General features: G+C 75.5%; 25 protein-coding genes. 13 read left to right on the plus strand and 12 right to left on the minus strand.

Annotated elements, in window-relative coordinates:
- The first annotated feature begins 17 nt into the window (after window positions 1–17).
- Entirely contained in the window at window positions 18–1,109 is a 1,092-nt protein-coding gene (locus WCD74_RS14165) for a glycosyltransferase family 4 protein (protein WP_337695495.1), read from the plus strand.
- An 11-nt stretch (window positions 1,110–1,120) separates the two neighbouring features.
- Here the strand turns inward: WCD74_RS14165 and WCD74_RS14170 are convergent, their stop codons facing one another.
- Window positions 1,121–1,714: a hypothetical protein gene (locus WCD74_RS14170; protein ID WP_337695496.1), complete on the minus strand. Its 594-nt coding sequence runs from the start codon at window positions 1,712–1,714 to the stop codon at window positions 1,121–1,123.
- 123 nt (window positions 1,715–1,837) lie between these two features.
- On the opposite strand from WCD74_RS14170, the gene WCD74_RS14175 reads away from it, so the two are divergent.
- Window positions 1,838–3,193: a UDP-glucose dehydrogenase family protein gene (locus tag WCD74_RS14175; RefSeq protein ID WP_337695497.1), complete on the plus strand. Its 1,356-nt coding sequence runs from the start codon at window positions 1,838–1,840 to the stop codon at window positions 3,191–3,193.
- Between the two features lie 85 nt (window positions 3,194–3,278).
- Here WCD74_RS14175 and WCD74_RS14180 read toward each other — a convergent pair whose 3' ends face one another.
- Window positions 3,279–4,142: an NAD(P)H-binding protein gene (locus WCD74_RS14180; protein WP_337695498.1), complete on the minus strand. Its 864-nt coding sequence runs from the start codon at window positions 4,140–4,142 to the stop codon at window positions 3,279–3,281.
- An 85-nt stretch (window positions 4,143–4,227) separates the two neighbouring features.
- On the opposite strand from WCD74_RS14180, the gene WCD74_RS14185 reads away from it, so the two are divergent.
- Window positions 4,228–4,902, plus strand: a complete 675-nt coding sequence (locus tag WCD74_RS14185; RefSeq protein WP_337695499.1) for a TetR/AcrR family transcriptional regulator — start codon at window positions 4,228–4,230, stop codon at window positions 4,900–4,902.
- Here WCD74_RS14185 and WCD74_RS14190 read toward each other — a convergent pair.
- Complete coding sequence (locus tag WCD74_RS14190; protein WP_337695500.1) at window positions 4,894–5,601, minus strand: helix-turn-helix domain-containing protein; 708 nt, start codon at window positions 5,599–5,601, stop codon at window positions 4,894–4,896. The genes WCD74_RS14185 and WCD74_RS14190 overlap by 9 nt on opposite strands.
- A 137-nt stretch (window positions 5,602–5,738) precedes the next feature.
- Here WCD74_RS14190 and WCD74_RS14195 point away from each other — a divergent pair, with 137 nt between their 5' ends.
- Entirely contained in the window at window positions 5,739–6,188 is a 450-nt protein-coding gene (locus WCD74_RS14195) for a serine hydrolase (protein WP_337695501.1), read from the plus strand.
- Window positions 6,189–6,198: 10 nt separating this feature from the next.
- Here WCD74_RS14195 and WCD74_RS14200 read toward each other — a convergent pair whose 3' ends face one another.
- Both WCD74_RS14200 and WCD74_RS14205 read right to left on the minus strand, forming a co-directional pair.
- A complete protein-coding gene (locus WCD74_RS14200; protein WP_337695502.1) occupies window positions 6,199–9,606 on the minus strand; it encodes a CARDB domain-containing protein in 3,408 nt (1,135 codons plus the stop codon).
- Between the two features lie 141 nt (window positions 9,607–9,747).
- Window positions 9,748–10,545, minus strand: a complete 798-nt coding sequence (locus tag WCD74_RS14205) for a helix-turn-helix transcriptional regulator (protein ID WP_337695503.1) — start codon at window positions 10,543–10,545, stop codon at window positions 9,748–9,750.
- Window positions 10,546–10,595: 50 nt separating this feature from the next.
- Between WCD74_RS14205 and WCD74_RS14210 the strand changes: the two genes are divergently transcribed.
- Entirely contained in the window at window positions 10,596–11,012 is a 417-nt protein-coding gene (locus tag WCD74_RS14210) for a DUF2000 family protein (RefSeq protein WP_337695504.1), read from the plus strand.
- A 98-nt stretch (window positions 11,013–11,110) separates the two neighbouring features.
- Here WCD74_RS14210 and WCD74_RS14215 read toward each other — a convergent pair whose 3' ends face one another.
- Together WCD74_RS14215 and WCD74_RS14220 are read right to left on the minus strand one after the other, a co-directional pair.
- Entirely contained in the window at window positions 11,111–11,944 is an 834-nt protein-coding gene (locus tag WCD74_RS14215; protein ID WP_337695505.1) for an adenylate/guanylate cyclase domain-containing protein, read from the minus strand.
- Entirely contained in the window at window positions 11,941–12,546 is a 606-nt protein-coding gene (locus tag WCD74_RS14220) for a TetR/AcrR family transcriptional regulator (RefSeq protein ID WP_337695506.1), read from the minus strand. The genes WCD74_RS14215 and WCD74_RS14220 overlap by 4 nt, the downstream gene beginning before the upstream one ends.
- Before the next feature lie 136 nt (window positions 12,547–12,682).
- On the opposite strand from WCD74_RS14220, the gene WCD74_RS14225 reads away from it, so the two are divergent.
- The 4 genes from WCD74_RS14225 (at window position 12,683) to WCD74_RS14240 (ending at window position 16,108) form a co-directional block, all read left to right on the plus strand.
- Window positions 12,683–14,251: a class I adenylate-forming enzyme family protein gene (locus WCD74_RS14225; RefSeq protein ID WP_337695507.1), complete on the plus strand. Its 1,569-nt coding sequence runs from the start codon at window positions 12,683–12,685 to the stop codon at window positions 14,249–14,251.
- Between the two features lie 77 nt (window positions 14,252–14,328).
- Window positions 14,329–14,817 (plus strand): SRPBCC family protein, encoded by a 489-nt coding sequence (locus tag WCD74_RS14230; protein ID WP_337695508.1) that lies wholly within the window; start codon window positions 14,329–14,331, stop codon window positions 14,815–14,817.
- 26 nt (window positions 14,818–14,843) lie between these two features.
- Window positions 14,844–15,614, plus strand: coding sequence for a DUF1990 family protein (locus WCD74_RS14235; protein ID WP_337695509.1), 771 nt, complete (start codon window positions 14,844–14,846; stop codon window positions 15,612–15,614).
- A 161-nt stretch (window positions 15,615–15,775) separates the two neighbouring features.
- Window positions 15,776–16,108 carry a hypothetical protein gene (locus WCD74_RS14240; protein ID WP_337695510.1) on the plus strand — a complete coding sequence of 111 codons (333 nt, stop codon included), beginning with the start codon at window positions 15,776–15,778 and terminating at the stop codon, window positions 16,106–16,108.
- 1 nt (window position 16,109) lies between these two features.
- Here the strand turns inward: WCD74_RS14240 and tatC are convergent, their stop codons facing one another.
- Both tatC and WCD74_RS14250 read right to left on the minus strand, forming a co-directional pair.
- Entirely contained in the window at window positions 16,110–17,105 is a 996-nt protein-coding gene (tatC, locus tag WCD74_RS14245; protein WP_337695511.1) for a twin-arginine translocase subunit TatC, read from the minus strand.
- 47 nt (window positions 17,106–17,152) lie between these two features.
- A complete protein-coding gene (locus WCD74_RS14250; RefSeq protein ID WP_337695512.1) occupies window positions 17,153–18,220 on the minus strand; it encodes an endonuclease/exonuclease/phosphatase family protein in 1,068 nt (355 codons plus the stop codon).
- A gap of 109 nt (window positions 18,221–18,329) precedes the next feature.
- Here WCD74_RS14250 and WCD74_RS14255 point away from each other — a divergent pair, with 109 nt between their 5' ends.
- The 3 genes from WCD74_RS14255 to WCD74_RS14265 all read left to right on the plus strand — a co-directional run bounded on the left by WCD74_RS14255 (window position 18,330) and on the right by WCD74_RS14265 (window position 21,374).
- Complete coding sequence (locus tag WCD74_RS14255) at window positions 18,330–19,148, plus strand: hypothetical protein (RefSeq protein WP_337695513.1); 819 nt, start codon at window positions 18,330–18,332, stop codon at window positions 19,146–19,148.
- A 163-nt stretch (window positions 19,149–19,311) separates the two neighbouring features.
- Window positions 19,312–20,496, plus strand: coding sequence for a hypothetical protein (locus tag WCD74_RS14260; RefSeq protein ID WP_337695514.1), 1,185 nt, complete (start codon window positions 19,312–19,314; stop codon window positions 20,494–20,496).
- A 47-nt stretch (window positions 20,497–20,543) separates the two neighbouring features.
- Complete coding sequence (locus WCD74_RS14265) at window positions 20,544–21,374, plus strand: SCO4651 family lipoprotein (protein WP_337695515.1); 831 nt, start codon at window positions 20,544–20,546, stop codon at window positions 21,372–21,374.
- A 55-nt stretch (window positions 21,375–21,429) separates the two neighbouring features.
- Here the strand turns inward: WCD74_RS14265 and WCD74_RS14270 are convergent, their stop codons facing one another.
- From WCD74_RS14270 to WCD74_RS14280, 3 genes are read right to left on the minus strand one after another with little or no spacing between them, the layout of a single operon-like run.
- A complete protein-coding gene (locus WCD74_RS14270; protein ID WP_337695516.1) occupies window positions 21,430–22,452 on the minus strand; it encodes an endonuclease/exonuclease/phosphatase family protein in 1,023 nt (340 codons plus the stop codon).
- Complete coding sequence (locus WCD74_RS14275) at window positions 22,449–23,918, minus strand: T6SS phospholipase effector Tle1-like catalytic domain-containing protein (RefSeq protein ID WP_337695517.1); 1,470 nt, start codon at window positions 23,916–23,918, stop codon at window positions 22,449–22,451. The genes WCD74_RS14270 and WCD74_RS14275 overlap by 4 nt, the downstream gene beginning before the upstream one ends.
- A gap of 39 nt (window positions 23,919–23,957) precedes the next feature.
- Window positions 23,958–24,236, minus strand: coding sequence for a hypothetical protein (locus tag WCD74_RS14280; RefSeq protein ID WP_337695518.1), 279 nt, complete (start codon window positions 24,234–24,236; stop codon window positions 23,958–23,960).
- A 176-nt stretch (window positions 24,237–24,412) separates the two neighbouring features.
- Between WCD74_RS14280 and WCD74_RS14285 the strand changes: the two genes are divergently transcribed.
- A complete protein-coding gene (locus tag WCD74_RS14285; protein WP_337695519.1) occupies window positions 24,413–25,648 on the plus strand; it encodes an erythromycin esterase family protein in 1,236 nt (411 codons plus the stop codon).
- Window positions 25,649–25,680 lie beyond the last annotated feature (32 nt).

Genomic DNA, 25,680 nt, shown 5'->3' on the forward strand with positions numbered 1-25,680 from the left:
GAGGGTGGAATGTCGGGATGGGCGGTTCCGGGGCCGATGCGCGTCGGCGGGTCGTCCTCTCGATCTACGACGACCTGGACAACCCGCACTACGCCGGCGGCGGCCCCGCCGTCGTGGCCCGGGTGGCGCAGCGTCTCGTGGCGGAGGGGTACGCGGTCACGGTCTACTGCGGGTCCTACCGCGGCGCCGTCTCCGGGGACCGCGGCGGCGTCCGCTACGTCCACCTGCCCGTCGGCTGGGCCGGCCCCCGTGGCGGCCAGATCCTGTTCTGGCTGCTCCTGCCGCTGGTCGCCCTCGTGGTCCGTCCGGCCGTGTGGATCGAGAGCCTCACCCCTCCGGTCTCGGCGAGCCTGGTGCCGCTGACCGCGCGCTGTCCCGTCGTCGGCCTCGTCCAGATGCTCTGCGGCGCCGACATGCAGCGGCGCTACCACCTGCCGTTCGAGGCGATCGAGCGCCGCGGGCTCGCGCTCTACCGCCACTACGTGACGCTGAACGACGTCGACGCGGACCTGGTCGCGGCGGCCGGCCCGCGCGCGACGGTGCGGGTGATCCCGAACGGGGTGGAGCTCCCCGAGCGGGCCACCCCCGCCACCGGGATGGTGCTGCTCTACCTGGGGCGCATCGACGTCGAGCAGAAGGGCCTGGACCTGCTGCTGGAGGCCCTTCCCGACGGCGGGTCGCTCGAGATCGCCGGGTCCGGCACCGCGGCCGAGGAGGCGAAGCTCGCCGCGCTGGTCGACGGCGACCCGCGGGTGCGGATGCTCGGGCGGGTGCAGGGGGCGGCCAAGGAGGCCGCCCTGGCGCGCTGCGCGGTGGTCGTCGTGCCGTCGCGCTACGAGACCTTCAGCCTGACGGCCCTCGAGGCGATGTCGCACGGCCGCCCGGTGATTCACTTCGACCTCCCGCGGCTGGCGTGGATCGGTCGCGAGGGCGGGATCGCGGTGCCCTCGTTCTCCGTGCCGCACCTGCACGACGCGATGGCCCGGATGCTGGCGGACCGGGAGGGCCGTGTCGCGATGGGGCGCGCCGCGCGACGGCACAGCCTCGGCTACGACCGCCGCATCACCGAGGAGCGCTACGTCGACCTGGTCGCCGGGCTGACCGGCTGACCCGACCGTCGTCAGCGGAGGGGGCGGACGCCGGCGCGGATGCGGCGCCGGGCCCACACCACGCCGCCGAGGTCGCGCCCGTCGTGGCGGACCGGGGCGGTCGCGGCGACCTCCGCGCCGCGGCCGAGCAGGGCGTCGACGACGTCCCAGCGGTCGTGCTCGGGCCCGTGCACGACGAGCACGAGGTCCTCCGGTGCGACGTGGACCGGGTCGTCGCCGACGCGCAGGTCGACGCGCACCGTGGGCACGCGGCACCGGGCCGCGATGCGGTCGGCCAGCGTGCGGTGCGCGTCGGGGCCGTCGGTCGCGGCGTGCCCGACCGCGAGGGTGCGTGCCATCCCGGCACGGTGCGGTGTCCCCGTCGCGGTCCTCAGGAGACCACCGAACTGCACCACGGCGGGGCGGAACGGGCCCCCGACGGCGAGTCGGCGGGCGGCCTCGACGGTGTGGTGGCAGCTCGCCTCCGTGACCATCCCGACCACGCCGTCCTCGGCCCCGCCGGGGATCGGGACCGCCGCGACCGGGCCCGGCATCCCGGCGTCGTGCCACCGGCGTTCGAGGAGGAGGGGGTCGGGCGGTCGCACCCGGGGCGAGGCGGCGGACACGGCGCGACCGTACAGACAGGACGAACCGGACACCAGGGCGTCCGCGGGGGCGCAGTCAGCCGCTCACTGACGGTGATCTGGCAGCGTGAGCGCCGGATCGATCCCGATGGAGAGGTGTCAGGGATGTTCGCACGGCGGGTCATGGTGGTGGGGACGGGCTACGTCGGGCTGACGACGGGGGCGTGCCTGGCGTCGTTGGGTCACGAGGTGGTGTGCGCCGACATCGACGAGGCGAAGGTGGAGCGCCTGCGTCGGGGTGTGGTGGACATCGTGGAGCCGGGGCTGGCGGAGCTGGTCGCGGAGCAGACCTCGGCGGGTCGGTTGTCCTTCGTGGTGGGCGCGGGGGCGGCGCTGGACGGGTTCGAGGACGGTCGGCGGGCCGAGGTGCTGTTCCTGTGCGTGCCGACGCCGATGGGCGCAGGTGGGGTGGCCGACCTGCGTGCGGTGGAGTCGGTGATCGAGGAGGTCGGGGCCGCGCTGGCGCCGGGCACGGTGGTGGTGAACAAGTCGACGGTGCCGGTGGGGACGGCGGCGCGGACCGCGGAGCTGCTGGAGCGCACCGACGTGGCGGTGGTGTCGAACCCGGAGTTCCTGCGGGAGGGGTCGGCGGTCAAGGACTTCCTGGGCCCGGACCGGATCGTGGTGGGTTCGGACAACCAGGACGCCGCGGAGCGGGTGGCGGCGCTGTACGCGCGGCTGGGGGCGCCGACGGTGCTCACCGACGCGGCGTCGGCGGAGCTGATGAAGTACGCGGCGAACTGCTTCCTGGCGATGAAGCTGTCGTACGTGAACGCGATGGCCGAGCTGTGCGAGCGGGTCGGGGCGGACATCGGGGACGTGACCGAGGGGATCGGCTACGACCGGCGGATCGGGCAGGCGTTCCTGTCGCCGGGGCCGGGCTGGGGCGGGTCGTGCCTGCCGAAGGACACGCACGCGTTGCTGCAGGTGGCGGACTCGGCGGACTTCGAGTTCCGGCTGCTGCGCGCGACGATCGACACGAACACCCGGCAGCGGCAGCGGATCGTGGACAAGGTGCGCCTGGCGGTGACCGGGAAGCGGACCGGGTCGTTGTCGCGGGTGCGGCTGGCCCTGCTGGGGCTGACGTTCAAGGCCGGCACCGACGACCTGCGGGACTCGCCGGCGTTGGCGATCGCGGCGCTGCTGCGGCAGGCCGGGGCGGAGCTGGTGGGGTTCGACCCGGCGTTCGTCGAGGGGAAGGACGGGGCGTCGGCGCCGACGGAGATCGACGGGGTGCCGCTGGCGGGCGACGCGGTGTCGGCGGCGCAGGGGGCCGAGGCGGTGCTGGTGCTCACCGAGTGGCCGATGTTCCGCACGCTGGACTGGGCGCAGATCGCCGCGGCGGTGAAGCGGCCGATCGTGGTGGACACCCGCAACATCGTCGACCCGGCCACCCTGCGCCGGGCCGGCCTGACGGCGGTCGGCCTCGGTCGCCGCGGTCAGGGCGACGTGGCGGAGTAGCCCCTGATCGCGGCGTCGTGAGCGACACGCGCAAGCCCTGCTGCGACGCGCTCACGACGCCGCGATCACGGGTCGCCGGGCGGGCTCAGGACGTGGGCACGAGTGCGGCCCGGAGCACGTCGGCGATCGGCGTGGCGGGCCGCCCGACCAGGTCCGCGAGCGTCGGGTCGGCCGGCGCGAAGTCGCCTCGACGGGCGGCTGGGAAGAAGCCGAGCAGCAGATCGGCGGCGGGCTCGGGCACGCCGCGGCCGATCAGCAGCTCGCGATACTCCTCCGGTCCGACGACGACCCGCCGCACCGACCGGCCGGTCAGCTCGCCGACCACGGCCGCCACCTGCGTGAAGTCCACCACCTCCGGGCCGGTGAGCGGGGCGGTCGGCCCGTCGGGGGCGCCATCGACGAGCAGGCGGGCGGTCGCCGCCGCGAGGTCCTCGCGCGTGGTCCAGGCGACCGGCCCGTCGTCGGGGAGGCGCAGTTCGCCCGTGTCCGCCGCGTCGGCCAGGAACATCGGCACGGTGTTCGCGTGGAAGCCGTTGCGCAGCGACGTCCACGGGACCCCGCATCCGGCGAGGACGTCCTCGGTGGCGGCGTGGTCGGCCGCGGCGGCGAACGGCGAGTCGGGCCGTGCGCCCTGGTGGGCGGTGTAGAGCACCCGGCCCGCCCCCGCGGCGACGGCGGCGTCGATCGCCGCGCGGTGCTGCGCGACGCCGTCCGGGCCCAGGGTGTTCGCGCTGACGACGAGCACCTGGTCGGCGCCCGCGAAGGCCTCGGTGAGGGTGCCCGGGTCGGTGAAGTCCCCGTGGCGCACGCGGACGCCCTGATCGGCGAGATCCCGGGCCTTCTCCGGGGCGCGCACGCTCACCCCGATCCGCTCGGCGGGTACCAGCTCGAGCAGCCGGTCGACGACGAGACGGCCCAGCACGCCGGTGGCGCCGGTGACGACGATCATGCGGTCCTCCTGAACAGTGCTAACGCTTGGACGCTAGCACTGGAATCAGTAGGTCGCTAACCAGAACCTGTTATCGTCGCTACCCGTGGAGTCCCGCGCACGGATCGTCGCCGCCGCGGGCCGGCTGCTCGAGGAGGGCGGCGAGGACGCGGTGTCGACCCGGGCGGTCGGTGCCGCGGCCGGCGTGCAGGCGCCGACCATCTACCGGCTCTTCGGGGACAAGCAGGGCCTGCTGGACGCGGTCGTCACGCAGGGGTTCGAGGACTACCTCGCCGAGAAGACCGTGCGGGAACCGTCCGACGACCCGGTGGCGGACCTGCGCACCGGGTGGGACCTCCACCTCGGACTCGCCCGGGAGCGCCCCGCGCTCTACCGCCTGATGTACGCCCGCCCGCAGGCCACCGGATACTCGCCCGCCGCCCGGGCCGCGTTCGCCGAGCTCGCGGCCCTGGTCCACCGCATCGCCGTCGCCGGCCGGCTGCGGGTGCCGGAGGGGCGGGCGGTCGGGATGCTGCACGCGACCGGGTCGGGGGTCGCGCTGTCCTCGATCGCGGTCCCGCCCGAGAAGCGCGACCCCGGGCTGGCGGACGCGGCGCGCGAGGCCGTCATCGCCGCGATCACCACCGAGGAGACCGTCCCGACGACGGGTCCCGACGCCTCCGCGGTCGCCCTCCGCGCCGCGCTGGACGACCTCGACGTGCTGACCCCGGCGGAGCGGGGGCTGCTGGGCGAGTGGCTCGACCGGATCGCCTCAGGGTGAGGCCGCCGCGGCCCGCATCAGCCGGCGGGCCTCGTCGGCGGCCGCCGCGATCCGCTCCGCGACGACGGCGGCGCCGGTCGCGGTGGTGGCCAGGCGTGCTCCGGCCACGGTGTCGGGGCCGAACACGTCCACCCCGCGGCCGGCCAGCGCGCCGAGGTCGGCCGTGGCCCGGGCGCTCGCCATCGCGGAGCGGTAGAGGACGTCGTCGTCGACGACGTACCGGTCACGGCGACCGCCCTCGCGCTCCCGCCGGATCTGGCTCTGGCGTTCCAGCAGCGTGACGGCCTTCGAGACCGACGCCGGGCTGATCCGGAGCAGCCGGGCGAGGCCGGCCGCGGTCATCCCGTCCGCCTCGGCGGTGTAGAGGCAGGCCAGCACGCGGGCGGCCGTGCGCGGCAGGCCCGCGTCGACGAAGACCCCGGCGAGGCCCTCCCGGTAGCCGGCGACGGCCGGGTCACCCGGGTCCGCCGACGGCGGTGTCCCCGACCGCGACGGGGCCCGGCGCCGGCCGCGCAGCCGGCTCGCGTACTGGGCGAGGTCGGCGCGGTAGGCGGTCGCGCCCCCGTTGCGCGCGACCTCGCGCGTGACCGTGGAGGTCGGCCGGGCGATCCGGCGGGCGATCTGCGCGGACGTCAGGTCGTCCCGCAGCCCGGCCGCGATCGTCCGGCGCTCCTGCTCGGTCAGTCGGCCGCCCGGCATCACGCCTCCGTAGCGTTCCCGTCGCACCCGTTGCAACAAGTCGTTGCGTTGCGTGGTGGTGTCGCTGCAACGCGGGAGCACTCTCGACCACCGAAGACGCCCCGCGTTGCCCGATGTCGTCTGGTCCACCCGCTCGGGTGCAGCACGCGCACGGCTACTACCGCTTCACGGCCGACGACGCGTGGCGGACCGTCGACACCACGGAGTTCGACCCGACCTGGATCTCCGCCGCCGGCGACATGATCTCGACGACGGCGGACCTGCACACCTTCGTCTCGGCCCTGCTCGGCGGGCGGCTGCTCCCCGACCGCCTCCGCGCGGCGATGCTCGAGCCGGACCCGACCCTCGGCTACGGGCTCGGCGTGTTCGTGGAGCCGACGCCGTGCGGCGGCTCGGTCGTGCACCACCACGGCAACTTCTGGGGGTGGGCGACCGTCATGGCGAGCTCGCCGTCCGGCGACACCACGGTCACCGCCTCGGTCACCACGGGCGAGGCCGACCTGGACCTGGTCGCCCAGAGCCAGGCGTTCGCGGCCTTCACCGCCGGCCTGGTGTCCGAGGTGTTCTGCGACGGCCGGACCGGATGATGCTGTCCCGTCAGTCCCGGAACAGCACCGGCTCGCTCTCCCCGGCCGCCGCCCCGAACGATCCGAGGAAATGGGCGGTCGCCTCCAGCTCCCCCTTCAGCGCGCTGGAACCCCACTCCACCCCGAACCGCCCCTGATGCACGACCGTCGTCTCGGACGTACGCGCTCCGAAGAGGTCGGTCTCCCGGATCTCCACGAGCACGGTGCCGCCGTCGACCGGGCCGTCCGGGGTGGTCACGGTCCCGGACACGAAGCCCGGACGCGCGTCGTCGATCCGTACCTCGGTCGCGACGCCGGCAGCCACCTCGATCGTCACGCCACCGGTGAGGACGGGAGTGGCGCAGTCCGCAGCGAAGGGCGGCACGACCCAGCCCTCCAGACTGACGCGGTTGGGTTCGCTCCAGGTGCGTTTGCGGACCTCCCCCTCGCCGAACGCGCCCTCCTCCGGGAAACCCACGAGGGCCTCGTCGAAGAGCATGACGGGGACGCTCGAGCGGCCGTCGACCCGCATCCACCGGTGCTCGACGTAGACCCGGTGGAACGGATGCGTCTGACGGACGACGGCATGGACCAGCGCGGAGGTGTCGAAGGGATTGGCCAGTTCCACCGGGGTCCCGACCCGCGTCGACGGTGAAGCAGAGGCGGAGACGAACTTCGTGTAGTTCGACCGGGCCTCGTTGTTGAAGATGTCGTTCTCGACGACGTTCGCGGCCGTCGGGTCTCGGTAGAGAGGGATCCGGACGATCACGCAGGCATGCTGGTCGGAGGGCGGGGACCACAGCGTGCTGAACTCGACAGTCGCGCCGGCTGCGATGTCGTGCGTGTCGTTGCCGAGGAAGACCATCGGACCGTCCCCGGTCGTGTAGTTCACGACGAAGAAGGACACGGTCACCGCTGTCGCGTCGCGATCACCGTGATTGGTCACCTTGGCCACGATCGTGTTCTGGTGGCCGGTCCACGGGGTGTTGAACCAGGCGGGGTCGGCCTGCGCCCGCTCGTTGCGCACCTCGATGTCGGGGCTCTGCCATGCCGGGGCGCCCTGCCACGGTCGGAGCCCGGGATCGGGCAGCCCGTTCGAATCGTATTCGACGGTGATCTCGGCCGACGTCGCGTCGGTGGCGCCCACGGTCACCGTCAGCGTCCGCTGGTTGCCCGGGTCGACGTCCTCGAAATCGCCGGACGTCGTGAGGACGGGGCCGTCTCCATCCGGGTCGGTGTGGACGAGCAGCACGGGGGCGCGGGAGATCGGTGTCGCGAAGCCGTCGGAGGTCACGTCGGTGATCAGGACCCGCTGGTCCACCGGAAGTGTGTCCCCGACCTGCCCGGGCTGCTTCGCGCGGTACTCCGCGTACAGGTTCCACCCGTCCGAGAGTCGCAATTCAACCCCGCGCTTCCGCCCGGACGGCGGCGTGCCGAACTCGGCCGCGTGCAGCGTCACCTTGCCGCTGGGGACCCCTCCCGCCGCGAAGTTGAAGGTGCTGACGTGCTCGGCGCGCACCCAGCCCATGCGCATCTTGTTGGAGAGCGAGAAGTGCGGCAACGCGTCCCGGCTGCCGGCCATCATGTCCCACCCGCCGGTGAGGCGGCCCGTCACGTCCGGGGTGTACGACGGGAACGCGTAGAGGTCCGGCAGCCCCAGCGTGTGTCCCAGCTCGTGCGAGAGCGTCGTGTGCACCTGGCGTCCGTCGTGTACCGCGAAGTCCCGGGGCACGAAGGTGAACGCGAAGCTGCGTTGGTCGGTCATGACGTCGGGTCCCGCGAGGAAGTGCACCTTTCCCAGGCTCGCGTGGGGCCAGACGAACCTCTTGGTCGTGGTGCCCGACGTGGTGTCCGGGGAGAAGAGGACCATGACGAGGACGTCGATGCTCGACAGGTCCGTGGTCGTCAGTACTCCGTCGTTGACCGCGCGGGTCACGATCGTCTGGGCCGTCGCCCCCAGCGAGGTCCACCGGTCGTCGGTGACGGTGCCCGCCGCGTCCTTGCCCTGCGCGAAATAGCTGCCCCAGCCGTCGGGCAGGGAGACCGGACCGTGCACCTGGTCGCCGTGTGCGGCGATCGTCAGGCCGGCGTTGGTGGCAGGGTCCCAGCCCGAGTTCTCCTCGTAGTAGTGCCGTGCGGACCGGGTCGTCCCCGAGAACGTGACGCCGTCCTGGACCTCGCCCAGGATCCGGGTCCGTTCCTGCGTCAGGGACGCCCCCGGGTACCGCCCGTCCGCCGTGTCGACGAGGAGTACTGCAGTCCGCCACGTGCCGGTGTGGGGCAGAGTCGCGATGTTCTGCGGGGTTGCCGGCCCGCCTCCCCAGTCGCCGGCCGGTCGCGGGCCGCTCTCCCCGACGAGCATCTGCGACGGTCCGTGGTCCGGGTCGCGCCAGTGGTCCGTGACCTCGAACGCCGCGCTGGCGAGGACGGTGCCGGACCCGACCTCCTGCATGTCCACGCGGAACTGCCCGAGCAGGCCGCCCGCCACCAGCATCGGGACCGGAGCGCCGCCGAGGGCCGGGGAGAACGTCGTGTGGGAGACGAGGCCGGCGACGCTGCCGTCCGGCACCACGAAGGTGACGTCGGAAGGGGTCAGGCCCGTCCCTGCGAGGTCGTAGCGCAGGGGAACCCATGACCCGACGAACAGAGCCTGGTCGGGCGGGGCGAGCACCGGGCGCGGGGCGAGGTCGGAGAGGTCGTCGCACCGGAAGAGTCCCACGGTCGTCAGGACGAGCACGCTGCCGTCATCGAGCAGGTGCAACTCGACGACGTCGCCCGGCACGTCGTCGGTCGCGACCGTCTCGATCGTTCCTGCGGCCGGGTCGACGACGCTCGCGCGACGCAAGGAGGGGTGGGCGACGGCGAGACGGGTCCCGTCGCCGGAGGCCGTCAGCCGACCGGTGGGCAGGAGGTCGGTAGCCAGGGCCGGCGTGGCTCCGGCTCGCGACTCCACCACCCGTCCGCGCCCGTCGGCTCCGACCGCCGCGGCGAAGACCCGCGTTCCGCGCGCGACGACGCCGGTGATTCCTGGCAGGACCCCGCCCGGGCGCACGAGGCCGTCCTCCAGGCGGACCGCCACGAGCCGCCCCGACGTGGGGGCGACGCCGACGACGTGCATCGCGCCGGACGCGGACGTGGTCAGCCCGATCTGTCCGAGGGGCTCTCCGACGGCGGCGAGGTCCGTGATCGTGTCCGGTGTGTCGGTCGGGAGCAGGCGGACGACGCCGTCCTCCCCGGCGACCACGAGCGTGCGCCCGTCCACGGTCACCGCCAGCCCCGTGACGGGGACCGGCAGGCTCGCATGGTCGTCGACCGCGCCCGTGGCGAGGTCGACGCGGACGACGAGCCCGTCGGTTCCCGGAGCCGTCCACGCGACTCCGGCGCCGACGTCGATCACCGATCCGTGGGCGTCGGCGATCGCGGCAATCTCGGTGATCATCGCACCGGTCTCCCCCCATGAGCGGCCCAGGCGCGCCGCGGTCGTGCCATTGCACCGAGCAGGCCGGGTGGGGAGGAACGGGGTGACCGAGAATGAGGTAGTGCACCGGGCGGAATTGCGTAGTGAGAGCGCGGTGGGTTCTCAAGGACGTGTCGATCGACCCGCCGCGTACCGGCCCGGCGGCACCCCGAGCAGGCGGCGGAAGTGGCGCGTCAGGTGCGCCTGGTCGTGGAAGCCGGACTCGGCCGCCACCCGGGCCGCGGGCACGCCCGCGAGCAGTAGTCGCCGCGCGAGGTCGACCCGACGCCCGACCAGGTACCGGTGCGGCGGCAGCCCGAACTCCGCCGAGAACGCCTTGACCAAGAAATTCGGCGTGACGTGGAGCTGCTCCGCGGCGTCGTCGAGGGTCAGGCCGTCGACGACGTGGGCGTCGAGCAGGTCGCGCAGGCCCGCCGCCGCGCGCGGGTCCCGCACCCGCTCGTCGTCGGGAACGCCTCGAGCGAGGTGATCGGTGAGCCGCTGCGTGACCAGCGCCAGCCCGGACGACGCCGCCAGTTCGTCACCGGGGTGCTCGAGGACCCGGTGCAGCCGGTCGACGGCGCCGCGCAGCGCCTCGTCGACGACGGCGGGGGAGTCGACGGCGCGACCGACGAGCGTCTCCGGGAAGTCCGACAGGTAGAGGACGCGCTTGCGGAACCCGGACGGCGTGGCCGACCGGCCGTCGTGCGCGACCCCGGGCGGGAGCAGGGTCACCGCCCGGCCGAGCGCGCCGTGCTCGGAGCGGTCGAGGTCGTAGCGGACGGCGCCGTCGTCGACGACGAGCAGGGTCCAGGTGCTGTGGGTGTGCGGCGGGTAGGCGTGCTCGACGAACCGGGCGTGGAACACCTCCTCGATGCCGCGCACCCCCGGGTTCCACGCCCGCACCCGCTCCGGACCCACCCCAGGAACGTACAAGAACCGCTCGCGGGTGGACGGGGATCGTCAGGGCCATGAGCAGCCGGTACGACACGAAGATCGTGATCGTGGTCCGCGACGACCTGGCGCCCTGGCAGCGCAGCAACGTCGTCGCGTTCCTCGCCAGCGGCATCGCCGCGACCACCCCGGAGCTGATCGGGGAGCCCTACGCCGACGCCGACGGCACGCCCTACGCACCGATGTTCCGCCAGCCCGTCGTGGTGCTGGAGGGGGACGCCGGGACCGTCCGCGCCACGCACCGGCGGGCCGTGGACCGCGGCCTGCGGGTCCCGGTGTTCACCGCGGACCTGTTCGCGACGGGCGGCGACGAGGAGAACCGCGCGGCGGTGGCCGCCGTGCCGCGGGAGGAGCTGGACCTCGTCGGGATCGCGGTGCACGCCCCGCGCAACGCGGCCGACAAGATCACCAAGGGCGCACGGATGAGTTCCTGACGGCGTCCGCGGCCGCGAGCCCCCGCCGGAACCGATTCCACCGGAATCGGTTCTCGGGCACGGGCCGGGACCGCAGGTCACGCGGGGTGACCGACCGGTCAGCCGTCCGTCGGCTCCAGGGCGTAGACCTCCAGGCCGTCCGGCACGCCCTTGAGGCTCAGCCGACGACGGCGGCGCGCGGACACGGTCCGCGCGTCGAGCCGGGCCAGGAACTCGCCGCTGCCCAGGATCTCGTCGGCGCGCCCGGCGTCGCCCAGCCGGGCGGCCACGTTCACCGCGACGCCGAGGTAGTCGCCGCCGACCCGCCGCGGCCACCCCACGTGCAGCCCGGCCCGCATCCGCGGCGTCCAGCCGGGAACCTCCAGCCGCCCGAGGCGCCGGCGGGCGTCGACGACGGCGTCGAGCGCGGCCCGCGGGTCCGCGAAGGCGACCATGAGGCCGTCGCCCAGTCGCTTCACGACGGTGCCCGCGCGCTCGGTCATCGGCGGTTCCCAGGCCTCGCCGACCCGGCGCAGGACCCGGAGCACCTCGTCGTCGCCGGCCGCGAGCGAGAAGCGGGAGAACTCGACGAGGTCGGTGAACACGAGCACCACCTCGTGCTCGCCGCCGCCCCGCCCGAACCGCTCGAGGACGGACTGCCACAGCTGCACCCCGCCCAGCCCCAGCTCCCGGGTCACCCCGGGCCGGTCGCCGGTGAGGCCGACGATCGCCCGCCCCGCGGCCTCGGTGTGCCGACCGCCGCCGAGGGAGAGCGGGTCGCCGAAGTGCGCGTCGCCGGGCAGGACGTCGCGCAGGCGCTTCACCACCCGCTGCAGTGCGGGCGACCGGTCGAGCTCCTGCGCCTGTGCCGCGCTGCGCGCCGCCGCGGCCCGCAGCCGGTCCATGCGGGTGGCGTCCGGCTCCGCCCCGTCGTCGGTCCCGGGGCCGGTCATCGGCGCAGTCCCTCGAACACCTGGCGGTCGACGGCGTCGACCAGGTCCGCCAGCGGCACCCGGCCCGGTCGGTACCACTCGATCAGCGAGTTCACCGTGCCCGAGAGCAGCCGCGCGGCGACGACCGGGTGCACGTCCGGGCGGACGGCGCCCGCGTCCACCGCGGCGGCGACCAGGCCCGCCACGGCCTGGTCGAACTCGCGGCGGCGGGCCAGCGCCCAGCGCTCGGTCTCGGTGTTGCCGCGCAGGCGCAGCAGCAGCGTCACGTAGGGCAGCTCGGTGGCCAGCACCTCGACCTGGCGGCGGACGATGTGGCGCAGTCGCTCGAGCGGCTCGCCGTCGACGGCGCCGGGCTCGCCGAGGATGCCGAACAGGCCGTCCAGCGCGCGGTCGAGCGCGGCGCGCAGCAGCGCCTCCTTGCCCGCCACGTGGTGGTAGAAGGACGACTTGGTGATGCCCGCGGCCCGGGAGAGGTCCTCCATGCTCGTCGCGTCGTAGCCGCGCTCGTTGAACGCCCGTGCCGCGACCTCGACCAGCGAGGCGAGCGTGTACGGCTCGGGGTTCCCGGAGCGCCGCCCGGCGCGGCGCGCATCGCTGGCCATGATCCGCGAACCCTAGCGTCGAGGACCCGGATGGTTGACGCTGTCGACCGGGACGGGTGTCCGCGGTCACGTGGCGCTGCTAGAGTGCCGTTCCGACCGAACGATCGTTCGGCTGCGCGACCACCTCGGAGAGGCCATGACGACGACCGCGACGACGCCGCTCCTCGCGCCCGCCGGCGATCCCCGCAACGCGACCCGGACCGTCGGGGCGCCGCTCGCGCGGGCCCGGGCGACCGCTCCCGGGGCCACCGCCGTGGTGTGCGACGGGGTCGAGCTCACCTACGCCGAGCTCGGCGCCCGGGTGCGGCGCCTGGTCGGGGCCCTCGCGGGGCTGGGCCTGCGGCGCGGCGACCGCGTCGCCGTCCTGGGGGCGAACGGCCACCGCTACCTCGAGCTCTACCTCGCCGTCCCCGCGGCGGGCCTGGTGATCGTCCCGCTCAACACCCGGCACTCCGACCCCGAGCGCTGCTACGCGGTCGCCGACTCCGGGGCCCGGGTCCTGGTGACCGACCGGGACGTGGCCGGGCTCGACGCGGAGGTCCGGGTCGTGGACCTGACCTCGGAGTACGACCGGCTGCTCGCCGAGGCCGACGAGGTCGACCTCCCCGACGGCCCGGACGCCCCCGCCGAGCACGACCTCGCCGGCATCTTCTACACCGGCGGCACCACCGGGGCGGCCAAGGGCGTCATGCTGACCCACGGGAACCTCGTCGCGAACGCCTTCCACTTCATGGCGTGCTGGCCGTTCTCCGAGGACACCCGGTTCATGGTCGTGGCGCCGATGTTCCACGCCGCGGGCACCATCGGCACCCTGGCGACGATCTGGGCGGCCGGGACGCAGGTGATCGTCCCGGCGTTCACCCCGGCCGGGGTGCTCGACGTCGTCGAGCGCGAGCGGGTCACGGCCACCCTCGTCGTCCCGACGATGATGGACGCGCTCGCCGTCGAGCAGCGCGAGCGCCCGCGCGACGTGTCGTCGCTGCGCCGGCTGTCCCACGGGTCCTCGCCCGCCGCGCGCGAGCTGCTGCGCCGCACGCACGCGACGTTCCCGGACGCGTCGATGCTGCACATCTACGGCCTGACCGAGACCTCGCCGATCGTCACGCTGCACCCGGACGAGCAGCTCCGGCTCGACTCCCCGCGCGCGATGTCGTGCGGGCGGCCCGCGGTCGGGGTGGAGGTGCGCGTCGAGGACCCGGTCGAGCGTGCGCCGCTGCCCGCGGGGCAGGTCGGGGAGGTGGCGATCCGCGGCGCCAACGTGACGCCGGGCTACTGGCACAAGCCCGAGGAGACCGCGAAGGTCCTCGACGGCGGGTGGTTCCGCTCGGGCGACCTGGGCTATCTCGACGAGGCCGGCTACCTGTTCCTGGTCGACCGGGCGAAGGACATGATCGTCTCGGGCGGGGAGAACGTGTACTCCGCGGAGGTGGAGAACGCGCTGTACTCGCACCCGGCCGTCGTCGAGGCGGCGGTCTTCGGGATCCCCGACGAGCGCTTCGGCGAGGCCGTGCACGCCACGGTCCAGATCCGGACGGCGGTCACCGGCGACGAGCTCGTGGAGCACTGCCGGCTGACGATCGCGGGCTACAAGGTGCCCCGCTCCGTGCGCCTGACCGACGACCCGCTCCCCAAGTCCGGGGCGGGCAAGATCCTCAAGCGGTCCCTGCGGGACGCCTACTGGGACGGGCGGGAGCAGCGGATCTAGGGCCCTGCCGTTCCCGACCGGCGGGTACGGCACCTACGCTCGGCGGCGGGGAGCGGACCACGACGAGGAGGCCCCGCGTGCACCAGCACCTCGAGGTCGGGATCGGCGCGTGCCCGGACTACGTGTGGGCGGTGCTCACCGACGTCGAGCGGTGGCCCGGGTTCGCGCCCTCGCTCCGCTCGGTGGAGGTCTTCGACGGTGGGCCGCTCGTGGTCGGCGGCGGCGTGCGGGTCCGCCAGCGCGGCCTGCCCGACCGGGACTGGCGGGTCACCGAGCTGCGCCCGCACCGCGGGTTCACCTGGCAGGGCGGGGGACTCGGCTCGGCGTCGTCGCTGCGGGTGCGCCTCGGGCGTGCCGCGTCCGGTCGCGGCACCGACCTGGTGGTCGACCTCGACCGCTCCGGCTGGGTCGGCGCCGCCGTGGGCGCGATGACCGCCTCGACGTCCGCGTCCCACCTCGAGGAGCTGTTCGCGGGCCTGCGTCGCCGGTGCGAGGCGGGGCAGTGCGCCCCGGACGGCCGGGACGCGGCGACGACAGCGTCCCCGGCTGTACGTCACGGGTCCTGACCGCCCGGTTGCGGGTATCCGGGGACGTGCAGCTCGTTCCCGGTCCTCGTCAGGTCGTCCGTGAGGCGCGCATCCTCTCGTCGGCGCCCCGCGGCCTGCTCGCGCTCGGCCGCATCTGGGGGCTCCCCGGCGTGCGGGTCAACCACCGCGAGGAGCCCGGCGACCCGGTCACGGACGCCCCGCCGCCGCTGCCCGCGCCCGGCCCGCGCGACCAGACGCTGTTCGACGGGCACGGGCCGATGCTGCACCGGGTCTTCACCGTCCACGTGCCCGACGCCCGGATCGGCCCGCGCGAGCTCGTCGCGGTGCTCGTCGCGGACATCAACGCCACGATGATCCCGGGCGTGGCCCGCTTCGACCGCACCACCGGGTCGGGCCACGCGCTCGGCGTGGGCGACGAGTACGTGGTGCGGATGCCGGGGCCGTGGGACGGGCCGGTCCGCGTCGTCGACCGGACCGACGAGGTGCGGCGCTCGTCGTTCCGGCTGGCCACCCTGGCCGGTCACCTGGAGGCCGGCCAGATCGAGTTCGCGGCCGAGGGCGCCGGCGACGAGGCGGGCGGCGACCCCACGCTGCAGTTCACGATCACCACCTGGGCGCGCGCCGGGGACGCGCTGGCCGACCTGATGTACAACTGCCTGCGCGTCGCGAAGAACGTCCAGTTCCAGCTGTGGGTGCACTGCTGCGTGCGCGCCGCGGAGCTGGCCGGGGGCTCCCCGGAGAACGGTGTCGAGGTCGTCACCCGCACCGTGGCCTGGACCGACGAGGTCGCCGAGGAATTCTCGCCGGCCGGGTAACACCCGCGGGCCCGCGGACGAATGAACCGGTGGCCCCGGCGGGCCGCGGGACCCCCGACCTCGCGGCTCACCGGGGCCGTCGTCATGACGGGCATGATCAGCTCCCGGACGACCGGCGCGCCTGCGCCGTGTGCCCGGACCGTGGCCCTAGCCTCGATCGGGTGTCCTCCGGTCGAGCCCGCATCCCCGTCCCGGGTGGCGTCATCGGCGTGGTGATCGCGCTGTGCGCCGTCCTGCTGCTCAAGTGGCTGGCGATCGTCGCCCTGGTCGTGTGCGGCCTGACCCTGCTCGCGCGCTGGGGCTGGCGCCGCCGACGGGCCGGCGCGGGACCCGTCGTCGGGACGCCCGGCCTCACCGGGGACGTCGGCCTCGAGCTCCTGGTGCCCGTGCCGCGACCGGCCCCGGTGGACGACTGCACCTGGTGCGGACTGGCCGGCGGGCACCGCGACCTGCGCGGGCGGCCGGTGCGGCCGCGCCACGCGCACGTCGGCTAGCTCAGGTCACGTCGTCGAAGTCGGCCCGCGACGGGGAGCCGGTCGGGGAGGCCGGGGGCACGGCCGACGCCGCCACCGGCGCGGAGGCGGTCACGGTGCTCGCCTGCTCCGGCCCGCCGGCGACGGGTGACGGCCCGGCCTCGTCGTCGTCCAGGCCCGCCCACGGCGACGCCTTCGCGGCCCGCTTGTCGTGGATGCGGCACACCTGCGCGGCGATCTCGAACAGCACGACCAGGGAGAGCCCGAGGGCGAGCATCGAGAACGGGTCCTGGCCCGGCGTCACGACCGCGGCGAACACGAAGATCGCGAAGATCAGTCCGCGACGCCACGCCTTGATGGTGGCGTACGGGAAGATGCCGACCCGGTTGAGCATGATCATCAGCAGCGGCAGCTCGAAGCTGACCCCGAAGATCACGAGCAGGGTGATGAGCAGGTTGAAGTAGTCGTCGCCGCGCAGGGCGGTGATCTGGATGCCGCCGCCGACGGTGACCAGGAAGTACAGCGCCTTCGTCAGGACCAGGTAGGCCATCACGGCCCCGCCGACGAACAGGATCGTGCCGGTGCCGATGAAGACCCGGGCGAACTTCTTCTCGTGCGCGTGCAGCCCGGGCGTGATGAAGCCCCAGATCTGGGAGAGCCACACCGGGCTGGACAGCACCACCCCGGCCGCCACGCCGACCTTGATCAGCAGCGTGAGCTGCTCGAACGGCGCGAAGGCCACCAGCTGGCAGCGGTTCGGGTCGCCGAGGGTGAGCCGGGCCCCCGGCGGCAGCGCGCAGTAGGGCTCGGTGAGCAGCTCGCCCAGCGACGGCAGCCCGAGGACCCCGAACTGGTACCAGAGGACCCCGAGGATCGTGGCGAGCACGATCGCGATGACGCCGATCATGAGGCGGCGCCGGAGCTCGTGGATGTGCTCGAGCAGCGTCATCGTGCCGTCGGGGTTGCCCGCGCGGGGGCGCAGCCAGCGGGGGACCCGCATCCACGACGGTCGTGCCACGGACGATCAGCCTAGTGGCGCCGTGTGTACCCCCGGTGACCCGGGAGCTACAGCCGCAGGTGCACCACGAGGCCGCGGTGGTCCGTGCCGGGCAGGTCGACGACCTCGAGCGACCGGGCCGCCGGCCCGGAACCGTCCGGGGCGGCGCGGGTGAGCACGTGGTCGATCTGCGTGCCCAGCCACCGGGGCAGCCCGGCGAACCAGGTGCCGGCGAGCGAGCCGCCGGTCGCGGTGCCGGCGTCGACGCAGCCCGCGGTGCCCGCGCGGAACGCGGAGTGGTCGGGCGAGGCGTTCAGGTCCCCGACGACGAGCGCCGGGCCGGGTGCGGCGCACCAGCGCCGCAACGACTCCAGCTCGCCGGGCCAGTGCGCGATCCACCGGGGCACCGGGGAGACCACGTGCACCGCGACCAGCCGGGTGGGGCCGAGGAGGCCGCCGGTGACCTCGGCCCACGGGTAGCGGGTGCCGCCGTCGAGCCGGCGGGCGGTGGTGTCCCCGGCCCGCGGTGCACTCGCGACGACGATCCCGCGGACCTCCTCCGCCGCGGGCGGCACGTTCGTCCAGGTGCGCCACCCCGGCAGGAGCGCCGCGAGGGCGCGCCGCATCCGCTCCCCGGCCTCGGGCAGGACGACGAGGTCGGCGCGGGCGGCCAGCGCCGCGGCGGCGATCGCGGCCGGGTCCGCCCGGCCCTGGAACGCGTTCAGCTCCAGCACGACGAGCTCGGTCCCGCCCGGGGGCGGACCGGGCTGCGGCACGGCGCGGGGGAGCACCACCGCGACGGCGGCCACGGCGGCGGCGAGCGCCGCGGCGAGCGCGGGCCACCAGCGCGGCCGCAGCGCGAGCAGCCCCAGCCCGACGACCCAGGTCGCCACGGCGAGCGGCAGGCGCAGGGCGGCGGTGACCGCGAACGGCAGCACGCGGTCGAGCCCGAAGGCGTCGGGCAGCAGCACGACGACCGCTGCCACGGCGACCAGGGCCGCGGCCAGGAGCCGGCGCGCGGGACGCCGCCGCCGCCGGACGGCGGACGGCGGCACGCGGTGCCACGGGGCCGAGGTGGGACGGGAGCTCCACCCGTCGTCGGGACCCGGGGCGGGCCGGCGGACGGTCGTGGACACCCGGTCCAGCGTAGGTGGGTCACGGGGCCGCGAGGTCGGGCGTGGGGTCGTGGTGAAAACGCCGGCGATCGGGTATTGCTGGGTCTCACGGACGAGGGGACACGACACGGTGGGCGATCGGCGGGCCGCGGCGCAGGCGTTCCCCCTGCCCGCGGGGATCGACTGGCGCGCAGTGGGCGACAGCGACGCCGACTCGGTCGAGCTGAAGATGCTGCTGGCCGCCGACGGCGTCCCGGTCCCCGTGGAGCCCTCCCGGCGACGCGGGGCACGCCGCGTGTACCTGCTGGACACCCCCGACCTCGCGGTGTGCCGGGCCGGGGTGCACCTGCGGGTCCGGCGCCGCGGCACCCGGCGCGACGAGCTCGTGGTGCGCGTGCGCGACTGCGGCCGGGTGAACGGGCGGCGGGGCCCGCGGGAGGCACGCGTCGAGCTCGACCTGCTCCCGGGCAGCCTGCTGCGCACCACGCAGCTGCGGGGCGTCGTCGACCCGGCGACCGCCGCGGCCTGCCTCGACGACGGGGCACCCCTCGGCGACCTGCTCTCGGACGGCCAGCGCCGCTGGCTGTGCTCCCTGCTGCCCGACGACGTGCCGGAGGACGTGCTCGACGACCTCGTGCTCCACGGGCCGCTCACCACCCACCGGTGGCGGGTGCCCCGGGCGGGCTTCGCGGTCGGGCGGGCGTTCCTGGAGCACTGCCGGTACCCGAGCGGGCGGGAGCTGCGCGAGCTGTCGGTCAAGTGCCGCCCGCCGGACGCGCCGCGGGCCGCCGTCGCGCTGGCGGGCTTCCTCGCCGACCACCGCATCGAGCCCGCCGCCGGCCACCGGACCAAGACCGCCCTGTGGATCGAGGAGATCCGGGGCGCGGCCGACGCGACCGACGCGACCGACCCGGACCGACCGCTCGGCGATCGCCGACACGCTTCCTGAGAGGCCCGGCGGGCGAGCCCGCGGGTCCCCGGCGGCGCGACTGCTCCGGACGGACCAGGGCCACGACCGGTGGGCGCGTCACGGCCGCCCGTGGTCGCGTCGATCTCCGGGTGCTCTCAGATTGGACACGGGGTGGTCACGACGACCCCTAACTTCCTGCGCCGTGAAGACCACGGACGGTGCTGCGCTCCCCGCGCCCCCGCTGACCCCGGTGACCCGGCGGGGCCTCCTGCGGGTCGGCCTGCACGTGCTCCTCGCCGCGTTGCCGCTCCTCGCGATCTCGGCGCACGTGTTCGGGCTGATCACGATGAACTGGTCGGCGGCGCTGCTGGTCATCCCGCTGGCGGTGACGATCCTGGCGCTGTCGCTGTTCGACCCGCACCCCGAGGACCGGGTCATCCTCCACGGCTTCGTGTGGGGGATCGTCGCCTGCGCGCTCTACGACGTGTTCCGGCTCGACACCGTGTACATGCTCGGCTGGTGGGCGGACTTCATCCCGACCATGGGCACGTGGATCATCGGTGACGGGTCCTCCACCGCCGCCGGTGCCTGGGTCGGCTACCTGTGGCGCTACATCGGCGACGGCGGCGGGATCGGCGTGACGTTCTTCGTCGGCGCCGCCTTCCTCGGCCTGCACCGCCGACCGGCCGGGGTGGTCGTCGCGTCCGCCGTGGCGTTCGCGGTGTTCCCGGTGTGGTCGGGGCTGATCGCGACGGTGTGGCTCGCCCCGCGCGGCCAGCGGATGATGTTCCCGCTGACCCCGACGACGCTCACGCTCTCGCTGATCGGCCACCTGATCTTCGGGCTGATCATGGGTCTCGGCTTCGTCCGGACCCGCTCCGCGCACCGGTACTGGCCGTGGACGCCGGTCGTCGACTGGTTCGTGCCCGCGGAGCCCCGGGCGGAGCGGACCCTGCGGGTCGCGCACCCGGCGGCAGCCCGGACCCCGGCGCCGCGCCCGTCGCTCTCCGGCCCGCAGCCCGTCGTCCGCGCGGCGGCCCCGGCCCGGGAACGCCCGCACGTGGTCCCGCCGCCGCCCCTGCCGTCGGGTCACCCCTCGGCGCCCCTCCCGCGCCAGCACCCGTCGGGGCCGCTCCCGGTGTCGACCGCGTCCCCGGCGACGACGGGCCCGCACCCGCGGACCGGTTCCGGGCCGCTCCCGGTCGCGGCGGCGGCCCGGTCGGACGGCCCGTCGACCAGCTCGCAGCCGCGGCCGGGGCAGACCCGGACCGGGACGTCGTCGGGACCCTCCACGGGGAGCACCACCCTGGACCCGGAGACCTGGGCCCTCTGGCAGCGGCAGCTCGCCACCACCGTCAAGGGGCGCCGGACCCACCGCTGGCGCTGACGGACCCGGAGCACGGTCCCGCCGCACCCACCGGTCACGATGGGACCGTGATCCACCGACTGCTCCCCGTGCTGCTGCTCGCGGTCGTGCTCGCCGGGTGCGGCACGTCCGCCACCGACGGCGGCGACGCCCCGGCGAGCCCGGTCGAGCGGGTCCGGGAGGCGATCACGACGACGGCGGCCGCCGGCCCGTCGCGCGTGACCCTCGGCGGACAGACGGCCGCCGCCGGGCAGGCGACCCCGCTGCAGGGCTCCGGCGTGCTCGACCCCCGGGCCCAGACCGCGGACCTCACCCTGCAGGTGCCCTCGCTCGGCGACGTCCGGGTGGTCTTCACCGGCGGACGCCTCGACGCACAGCTGCCCCCGGCCGCCGCGGGCCTGATCGGCGCGTTCGCGGGCGGGAAGCCGTGGGTGTCGATGGACGTCGACCGGCTCGCGCGCTCGAACTACGGCACGCTGCTCGGGGTCGGCACCGCGCAGAACCCGGCCCGCCAGCTCGCCTACCTCGAGGGCCTCCGCGACGACGTCCGCGAGATCGGCCCGGACCCGGTCGGCGGGGCCCCGGCCACCCACTACACCGGCGTCGTGGACCTCGACCGCGTGCCCGCCGCGCAGGACCCGGCGGCCCGTCCCGCCCTCGACCGCCTGAAGGCCCAGCTCGGCACGGCGACGCTCCCGGTCGACGTGTGGGTGGGGCCGGACGGGAAGCTCGTGCAGGTCGCCCAGACCGTCACGGCCCCGCCGCAGCCGGGCGCGCCCACCCCGCCCACGTCGGCGACCACGCGCCTCGCCTTCACCCAGGTCGGCGGCGCCCCCGCGGTCGTCGGGCCGGCGCCCGACCAGGTCGCGGACCTCAGCGCCCTGCTCCCCGCGAGCTGACCGGCACCGGTACCGGTCCACGCACCGGTCGAGCTCCGCTGCGCTCCGTCTCCCGTCACGCCCGCGCGTGCACCGTCACGAGCACGCCGCGGTGGTCGGTGCCCGGCACCTCGACCACGTCGAAGCCGTCCACCCCGACGCCGCCGGAGACCAGGACGTGGTCGAGCTGCGCGCCCAGCCAGCGGGGGAGGGCCTGCGGCCAGGTCGCGAGCAGGCCCTTGCCCGCCGCGTCGCCGGCGTCGGTGCACCCCGCCGTCCCGGCGCGGAAGGCCGCGAGGTCGAGCGTCCCGTTGAGGTCCCCGACGACGACGGCGGGTCCGGTGCCGGGCGCGCACCAGCGCGCGAGCGAGGCGAGCTCGGCCGGCCACACGTCGATCAGTCCCGGCACCGGTGAGGCCAGGTGGGCGCCGACGAGCCGCGTCGGGCCGAGCGCGCCCCCGGTGACCTCCAGCCAGGGGAAGCGGGCCGGGACCGGGCGCACGCGGACGTCGCCGAGCGAGGGGCCGGCGAGGATCGCGGTGCCGCTCGCGTCCGCCTCGCTGGCCGGCACCGACGACCACGACCGGTAGCCCAGCTCCGGGATCGCCGCGACCAGGCGCTGGCGGAACGGCTCGCCCGCCTCGGGCAGCACGACGACGTCGGGGCGCCGCTCCCGCAGGATGGCGGCCAGCGCCGGCACGTCCGCGCTGCCGCGGTCGACGTTCTGGACCATGACGACGATGTCCGGGCCGTCGTCCGGGGCGGGCCCGTCGGGCACCAGCCGCGGGACCAGGGCCGCCGTCGAGACCCCCGCGATCACCAGCACCGGCACGATCGTCGGCCACCAGCGGGCCCGCACGGCCAGCGCCAGCAGCCCGATCACGACCACCGCGAGCGTGGCGGGCGCCCGCACCAGGACGAAGCCCACGAACGGCAGGAACCGGTCGAGCCCGAGGCGGTCGGGCACCAGCAGGACCGCGACCGCCACGACGACGACGAGGCCCGCGGCGACGCGGGACGCGCGCGGCAGGCGGCGCCGCCGGGGGACGGTCACGGGACCGGTGGTCGGGTCGTCCAGGCCGGGCTCGGACCGGCTCACGCGCGGCTCACCGTCAGCGTCGCCACGCCGGAGTTGGTGCGGCGACCGAGCCAGGAGTCGTTGGCGAACGCGTAGAGGTAGCCCGGTCGGGGCACGTCGAGCACCCCGCCGGTGACGGGGACGGTGGTCCCCCGGGTGATCGCGCCGTCCGGGTCGAGCCGCGCGTTCGCGACCGCGGCCACCATCTCCATGCGCCGCGCCTGCGCGTCGCGCGGCGCGAGCGGTGCGTCCGCGACGCGGGAGGTGACCCGGCGGACCACGGTCCGGTAGCCCTCGGCCACCGCGCCCAGGGCGTAGTCCGGCCACGTCCGCAGCGGCCAGCGGCGGAACCCGGAGGGCGTGGTGGACGCGCCGTGGTCGGACCATCGTCCGGTCGCGTCGAGCACGTACCGGCCGGCCTCGAGGTACAGGCCGGTCTCGGCCCAGGCGACGTCGGCGGGCACGGGACCGGACGCGGGGGCGTCGCCGACGGGGCGGCCCGGCCGGTAGTCGCTCCCGGCCCGGCGAGCGACCGCGGACGGGTGCACGTCGGGCGCACCCTCGACGACGTGCGGGACGGACCGCGGCTGCGGGGCGAGCACCGCCCACGGCCCGGAGGGGTCGCGGTCGAACGGGCCGAAGGGGTCACCCGTCGTGGTGACCGGTCGCGTCCAGGTCAGCCCGACGGCGGCCGTGGCCTCGTCGGCCATCCAGCGCAGGGTGATGTCGGAGAGCCCGCGCGGCTTGTCGTGGGAGCCGCCGACGTCGCCGTGCGTGCCGACGAACCAGAGCTGGGCGAAGGAGTCGTGCACGCCCGGCTCCGGCGTGACCCACACCGCGGGCACGAACGGGCCGCGGCGCTCGTCGAGAGCGAGGGCCTGCCGCGCGTGGCGGACGTCGGGGGTGAGGGTGAGGTCGTGGAAGCCCTGCACCTGGCGGGAGAGCACGGAGGAGAGCAGGCCGAAGGTCCGCGGCACGCCCAGCGCGCCGACGGTGTCGAAGACGCCGAGGAAGGCGATCGGCGCCCGGTCGTCGGGGCCGAAACCGGGGGCGTAGGTCAGGTCGTCGATCCGCTCGCCGCGCTGGTAGCCGTCGAGGAAGAGGCGCCGGACGACCCGGTTGCGCTCCCGCCGCGGCGCGCCGGGCGCGAACGCGACCAGGCCGGTCGCGGCCAGCATCCCGGCGAGGCTGCGCACGGTGAACGCGCCTCGGCTGAAGCCGAGCAGCACGATCTCGTCCCCGGGCCGCCAGGTGTCGGCGAGCCAGAGGTACGCCTCGCGCACGCGCTGGTTGAGCCCCACCCCGATCGCACCGCCGAGCAGGCGGGTCAGCGGGCCGCCGGTGGCGCCGACGCCGGGGAAGTACTGCACGACCTGCCCCGCGTCACGCGTCAGGGCCTCGGCGAGCAGGGAGACGTTCGTGCGGTCCGACGGGGAGTCCCAGGTGCCGTCACAGCAGAGCACCAGGCGTCGCGGGGAGTCGGCCATCGACGCCGGAGGCTAGCGGACCCCGGGACCGCCGGCGGCTCACCAGGTCAGCGGCGACCGCTGCGGCAGGTCCCCGGAGCGCGGCTCGGGGATCGCGGCCATCGCGGCGCGCACCTGGGCCTCGCGGACCCGGGCACGGCGCAGGGCGGCCCGCTCACGGGCCTCGGCGTCGGACCAGTCGATCCGGGACTCGCCGCGGATCGCGGCGATCTGCTGCTCGGTCAGCGTGCCCTTGCGGCGCATCGCCACCATCGGGACGGCGAGCCACGCTCCCAGCGCGGCGACGGCGGCTGCGGCTCCGGTCGCTGGCTTCGACATGCTGGCGTACCCCCAAGACGTGGACCGGCGTCCGCGGCTGCGGACGCGCTCACCCGGGGTGTCGTGTCACGGAGGACGTTCGTTAGGCCACTCGGCGTAATGTCACTCGACGGGGTGACGAGGGTCGGTTCCCGACCCGACGTCGGGCCGACCGGCCCGCTCCGTAGGGTGCGGCCATGGACGAGGGGGTCGCCGGCGAGGTCGCCGCGCGCGCCGTGCCGGTCGACGCCGTCGGCCTCGACGCCTGGGCGCCCGCGCTGCGCGGGGTGCGGGTCGTGGGCGTGGGCGCCGCCGCCCACGGGGCCCGGGAGCTGCTCGAACTCGGCCGGCGGGTCGTCCAGTGGGCGGTCGACGAGCTGGGGACGCGGGTCGTCGTGATCGGCGCGAGCGAGGCCGGGGCGACCGGCCTCGACGCCGCCGCCCGCGGGCTCGGGTCGCCGGGGGACGCCGTCGCGGCCCTCGGCGGGTGGGAGTACGACACCCGCGAGGTCGTCGACCTGGTCGGGTGGCTGCGCGACCGCAACGAGATGGTCGCCCCGGACGACCGGGTGCGGGTCGTGGGCGCCGACCCGGTCCGGCCGGCCCGCTCGGTCAAGGCCCTCGGCGCCTTCCTGCGCGCGGTGGCCCCCGACCTGCTCCCCGGGGCGCGCGACGGCCTCGCCGAGCTGCTCGACCGCGAACCCGACGAACGCCCCCTGCGCCCCGCCCACCGCGACGCCGTCGTCGGGCTCCACCAGGAGATGGTGGCCGGCGAGGCGCGGCTGGTCGCCGAGAGCACGCCCGCGCGCTACGCCGAGGCGCTCGACCACGCCTGGATCCTGGCGCGGGCCGCGGAGGTCGCCGCGGCCCCGCGCGGACGGCCGTTCCCGTCGGCCGAGGAGGCCGAGCAGCTCCCCGACACCAGCGCCCCCGTGCTGCGCGCCCGCCTGGTCGCGGAGGCGGTCACCCGCGCCGCCACCGCCGGCCCGGACGCCCCGGCGGTGTTCTGGGCGCACGACGACCTCGTCCGCGTCGGCGACCCGACCACGGCGGGCCGGCACCTGCGGGCCGCGCTCGGGGAGGCGTACTACGCGGTCGGCGGGCTGTTCGCCCACGGCAGCGTCTCGGCCGTGCGGCGGCGGCTGCTGCGCCCGATCCACCCGCGGCCCACGACGCACCGCCTCCCGCTGCTGGCCGGCACGGCGGAGGCGGGACTGCACGACGCGCTGGGCGGCGGAACCGACGAGCGGCTGGTCGACCTGCGGGACGCGCCCGGCGAGCTCGCCGACTGGGCCGCCACCCCGACCACGACACGCCGGCTCGGCAGTGTGGTCGACTCCGGGCAGCTGCGGGCCCGGACGCCGGTGGTCCCGGCGCGCGAGTACGACGCGCTGGCCCTCGTGCCCCGCGTCCACCCCGCCTGGATCCGCTGACCGCCACTGCGCACGTCGGCGACACCCGCCCG

Origin of the sequence: Actinomycetospora aurantiaca, from assembly GCF_037401875.1 — a bacterium.
In the GTDB taxonomy this organism is placed as follows: Bacteria; Actinomycetota; Actinomycetes; order Mycobacteriales; family Pseudonocardiaceae; genus Actinomycetospora; species Actinomycetospora aurantiaca.